Here is a 4,527-nt window from a genome sequence, read left to right as displayed (position 1 = left end):
CGACACGCTGGACGCGGCCGACGCGCTGGACGGGGCCGACGGGGCCGACGCGGCCGACGCGCCCGACGCGGCCGTGCCCGCCGTCGCCCTGTCGCCCCAGCACGCCGCCTATGTCATCTACACCTCCGGATCGACCGGCCGGCCCAAGGGCGTGACCGTGACCCACGCCGGAGTGGCGCACCTGTGCGCGACGCTGGTGGAGCGGGCGGGCGTCGGCCCGGGCGCCCGGGTGCCGCAGCTCGCCTCGGCCAGCTTCGACGCGGCGATCCTGGAGCTGGCCATGAGCCTGCTGGTGGGTGGCGCGCTGGTGGTCGTCCCGGCCGAGCGGCCCACCGCCGGACAGGCGTATCTGGACCTGTGCGCCGAGTACGGTGTCACCCACGCCTTCATCACCCCCGCCTCCCTGTCCGCGCTGCCCGAGGGCGGGCTGCCCGAGGGCATGGAGATCGTCGTCGGCGGTGAGTCCTTCGGACCGGAGCTGATCGGCCGGTGGCGGGACACGGTGCGGCTGCACAATGTGTACGGCCCGACCGAGACCACCTGTGTGGTGGCGATGAGCGGGCTGCTGACCGACGACGCCGTACCGGCGCTCGGCGCGCCCGTCGCCGACTCCCGGCTGCATGTGCTGGACGAGCGGCTGCGCCCGGTGCCGCTCGGCTGCGTGGGCGAGTTGCATATCGCGGGCGTCTCGCTGGCCCGCGGCTATCTGGGCCGCCCCGGGCTGACCGCCGAGCGCTATGTGGCCGACCCGTTCGGGCCGCCCGGATCGCGGATGTACCGCTCCGGCGACCTGGTGCGCCGACGCGCCGACGGCGAGCTGGAGTTCGTCGGGCGCACCGACGACCAGGTGAAGCTGCGCGGGCTGCGGATCGAGCTGGGCGAGATCACCGCGGCCGTCTCCGACCACCCCGATGTGCACCAGGCCACCACCATCGTGCGCGAGGACCGCCCGGGGGTGCGGCTGCTGACGGCCTATGTGGTGCCCACCGCCGGGGCGGGCGACCTCGACCTCGACGCCCTGCGGGCCGGGCTGGCGCGACGGCTGCCCGACTACATGGTTCCGGCGGCGTTCGTGACACTGGCGACGCTTCCGCTGACCACCAGCGGAAAGATCGACCGCAAGGCGCTGCCCGCACCGGAGCAGGGCGGCACCTCCCGTGCGCCGAGCGGCGCCCGTGAGGAGATCCTGCGCGGGCTGGTCGCGGAGGTGCTGCGGCTCGGGGTCGAGGAAGTCGGCGTCGACGACAGCTTCTTCTACCTGGGCGGCGACAGCATCGTCTCGATCCAGTTGGTGGCCAGGGCGCGTGCCGCGGGTCTGGTCTTCACCCCGAAGGACGTCTTCCGCCACCAGAGCGTCGCGGCCCTCGCCGCCGCCGCGGGCACCGTCCCCGAGGCCGAGGTGGAGGACCCGGACGCCGGTATCGGGGAGATCCCCGCGACCCCGATCCTGAACTGGCTCAGCGAACGGAACGGGCCCATCGGCCGGTTCCACCAGTCGATGCTGCTCCAGACGCCCGCGGAGCTGGACCTGGACCGGCTGGTCACCGCCGTGCAGACGCTGCTGGACCACCATGACGCGCTGCGGGCGCGGCTCAACCGGAGCGAGGGGGAATGGTCGCTGGAGGTGGCGGCCCGCGGCGCGGTCCGCGCCGCGGAGCTGATCCGGCGGGTCGACCTCACCGGCCTGGACGACGCGGCGCGCCGCGCCCGCCTCGCCGAGCACAGCGACGCGGCGGTGGGCAGGCTCGCCCCCGAGGACGGCACGATGGTCCAGCTCGTCTGGTTCGACGCCGGGCCCGGTGAGCGCGGCAGGCTGTGGTTCTCGCTGCACCACCTCGTCGTGGACGGCGTCTCCTGGCGGATCCTGCTGCCGGACCTGGCCCGGGCCTGGGAGGCGGTACGGGACGGGCGCACCCCCGGGCTCGACCCGGTGGGCACCTCCTTGCGCCGCTGGTCGCGGACGCTGGCCGAGGAGGCCGTACGGCCGGAGCGGATCGCCGAACTCCCGGGCTGGCGCGGCCGGCTCGCCCAGGCCCCGGAGCCGCTGGCCGAGCTGACCGTCGACCCGTCCAGGGACCTCACCCGCACCCATCGCGCGATCACCCTGGCGCTGCCCGCGGACACCACCCGGACCCTGCTCACCCGGCTGCCCGAGATGTACCACGCGTCGGTCAACGATGTGCTGCTCACCGGGCTGACCCTGGCGGTGGCCGACTGGCGCCGCCGGCGCTTCGGCGGGGCCACCGGCGGGCTGCTGGTGGCGCTGGAGGGCCACGGCCGCGAGGAGATCGCCGGGCACGCCGAACTCTCCCGTACGGTCGGCTGGTTCACCAGCATGTACCCGCTGTTCCTGGACCCCGGGCGGATCGACTGGGGCCAGGTGTGGAGCGGCGGGGCGACCGTCGGCGACGTCCTGGCCCGGGTCAAGGAGCAGTTGCGCCAGGTGCCCGACAACGGCGTCGGCTACGGCCTGCTGCGCCATCTCAACCCGGACACCGCGCCCTCGCTGCGGGGCCTGGCCGAGCCGCAGATCGGGTTCAACTACCTGGGGCGGTTCGACTCCTCGGGCACGCCCGAGGCCGCCGACTGGGCGCTCGCCCCCGAGGCGGGCGCCGTCGGCGGCGAGGACCCGGACATGCCGGTCGCCCACGCGCTGGAGATCACCGCCTCCACCCAGGACCGCCCGGACGGACCCGAGCTGTCGGTGCTCTGGCAGTGGCCCTCGGCGCTGCTGGAGGAGGACGTGGTGCGGGACCTCGCACAGGCGTGGATCCGGGCGCTGGAGGCGCTGGCCCGCCATGCCGACACTCCGCAGGGCGTCCGCCACACCCCCTCCGACATGGATCTGATCGACGTCAGCCAGGACGAGTTGGACCAGCTCGCGAGCGAACTGGACGACTGGCAGTAGCACCCACTTCCGAGTTGTTTATCTGCGGCTTTCGCCGGGCCGCAGCGCCATTACGGTCGGATCGGCGGGCCTCGTCGACGGGCGGGAAGGGCCCCGCCGATCCGACTGCGCACTCGTCACACATCGCATCACGAAGACGCCCAGGGAGCCTGTGCAGTGAAGCAGACACGTATCGAGGACCTTCTGCCTTTGTCGCCGCTCCAGGAAGGGCTGCTCTTCCACGCGCAGTACTCCGAGGACGCGCTCGACGTCTACACGGTCCAGTTGGCGGTGCGGATCCAGGGGCCGGTGGACGCCCCGGCGGTGCGCCGCGCGTCGGCCACCCTGATGCGGCGGCATGCCGGCCTGCGCGCGGGATTCCGGCGCCGCAAGACCGGCGAGCCGATGCAGGTGATCCTCCGCGATATCGAACTCCCGCTGACCGAGCTGGACTTCAGCGATGTCTCCGAGGAGGAGCAGCGGGCGAAGGTCCGGGAGTTCGCCGCCGGGGACCGCAAGCGGAGCTTCGACATGGAGCGTCCGCCGCTGCTGCGGGTCACCATGATCAAGGTCGCGGCCGACGCCTTCTGGCTGGTGCTCACCTCCCACCACATCCTGCTGGACGGCTGGTCCGCCCCGCTGGTGATGCAGGAGCTGTTCCAGCACTACCGCGCGGGCGGCGAGGACACCACGCTGCCGCCGGTCACCCCCTACCGCACCTATCTCGCCTGGCTGGCCCGGCAGGACAAGGCCGCGGCGCGGCGGGCCTGGCAGGAGGCGCTCGCGGGGGTGGACTCGCCCACGCTTGTGGTGCCCGACGCGAGCCCCGGCGCCGAGGTGCTGCCCGAGGACCTGGTCGCCGAGGTGCCCGCGGACCTCACCGCCCGGCTCGGCGAACTCGCCCGCTCCGCCGGTGTCACCCTGAACACGCTGGTGCAGAGCGCCTGGGGCGTGCTGATCGGACGGCTGACCGGCCGCACCGATGTGGTGTTCGGCGCCACCGTCTCCGGCCGCCCGGCGGACATCCCCGGGGTGGAGTCCATGGTGGGGCTGTTCATCAACACCCTGCCGGTCCGGGTGCGGGTGGACCACGGCGCCCCCTGGACCGAACTGCTGACGGCCGTCCAGCGGCAGCAGGCCGCGCTGCTGGACCACCACCATCTGCCGCTGTCCGCCGTACAGGAGTCCACACCGGTCACCGGTGAACTCTTCGACACCCTGGTCGTCTTCGAGAACTACCCGCTGGACTCCGACGGCATCACCGAGCGGACCGACGGGCCGCGGATCACCGACATCACCGGCCAGGACGCCACCCACTACTCGCTCACCCTGTTCCCGACCCCCGGCCCCACCCTGCGGCTGCGCCTGGGCTACCGGCCCGATCTGTACCCGGCCGAGCGGGCGCGGGCCCTGCTGGACGGCTTCTGCCGGATGCTGGAGCGGATCGAGGCGGACCCGTCCCTCCCGGTGGGCCGCACCGAAGTGCTCGCGCCCGAGCTGCTGCGCACCGTCCTGGACCACTGGAACGAGCCCGACGCCGGGGCACCGGAGACCTCGGTGCCCGAGCTGTTCGAGGCCGCGGTGGCGGCCGACCCGGCGGCGGTGGCCCTGGTCGCGGACGGGGCCGAGATGTCCTACGG

The 4,527-nt window shown here is 73.6% G+C and carries 2 protein-coding genes; both read left to right on the top strand.

Annotated elements, in window-relative coordinates; all coding sequences use genetic code 11:
• The coding region (locus tag KN815_RS12635) for an AMP-binding protein (RefSeq protein ID WP_216341879.1) at nt 1-2,908 on the top strand (2,908 nt) is incomplete at its 5' end.
• 156 nt (nt 2,909-3,064) lie between these two features.
• The coding region (locus tag KN815_RS12630) for a condensation domain-containing protein (RefSeq protein ID WP_253208925.1) at nt 3,065-4,527 on the top strand (1,463 nt) is incomplete at its 3' end.

Source organism: Streptomyces niphimycinicus, from assembly GCF_018883605.1.
Taxonomy (GTDB): Bacteria; Actinomycetota; Actinomycetes; order Streptomycetales; family Streptomycetaceae; genus Streptomyces; species Streptomyces niphimycinicus.
Note: the sequence above shows the minus strand (reverse complement) of the source record. Positions and strands in the feature narration are given on the sequence as shown.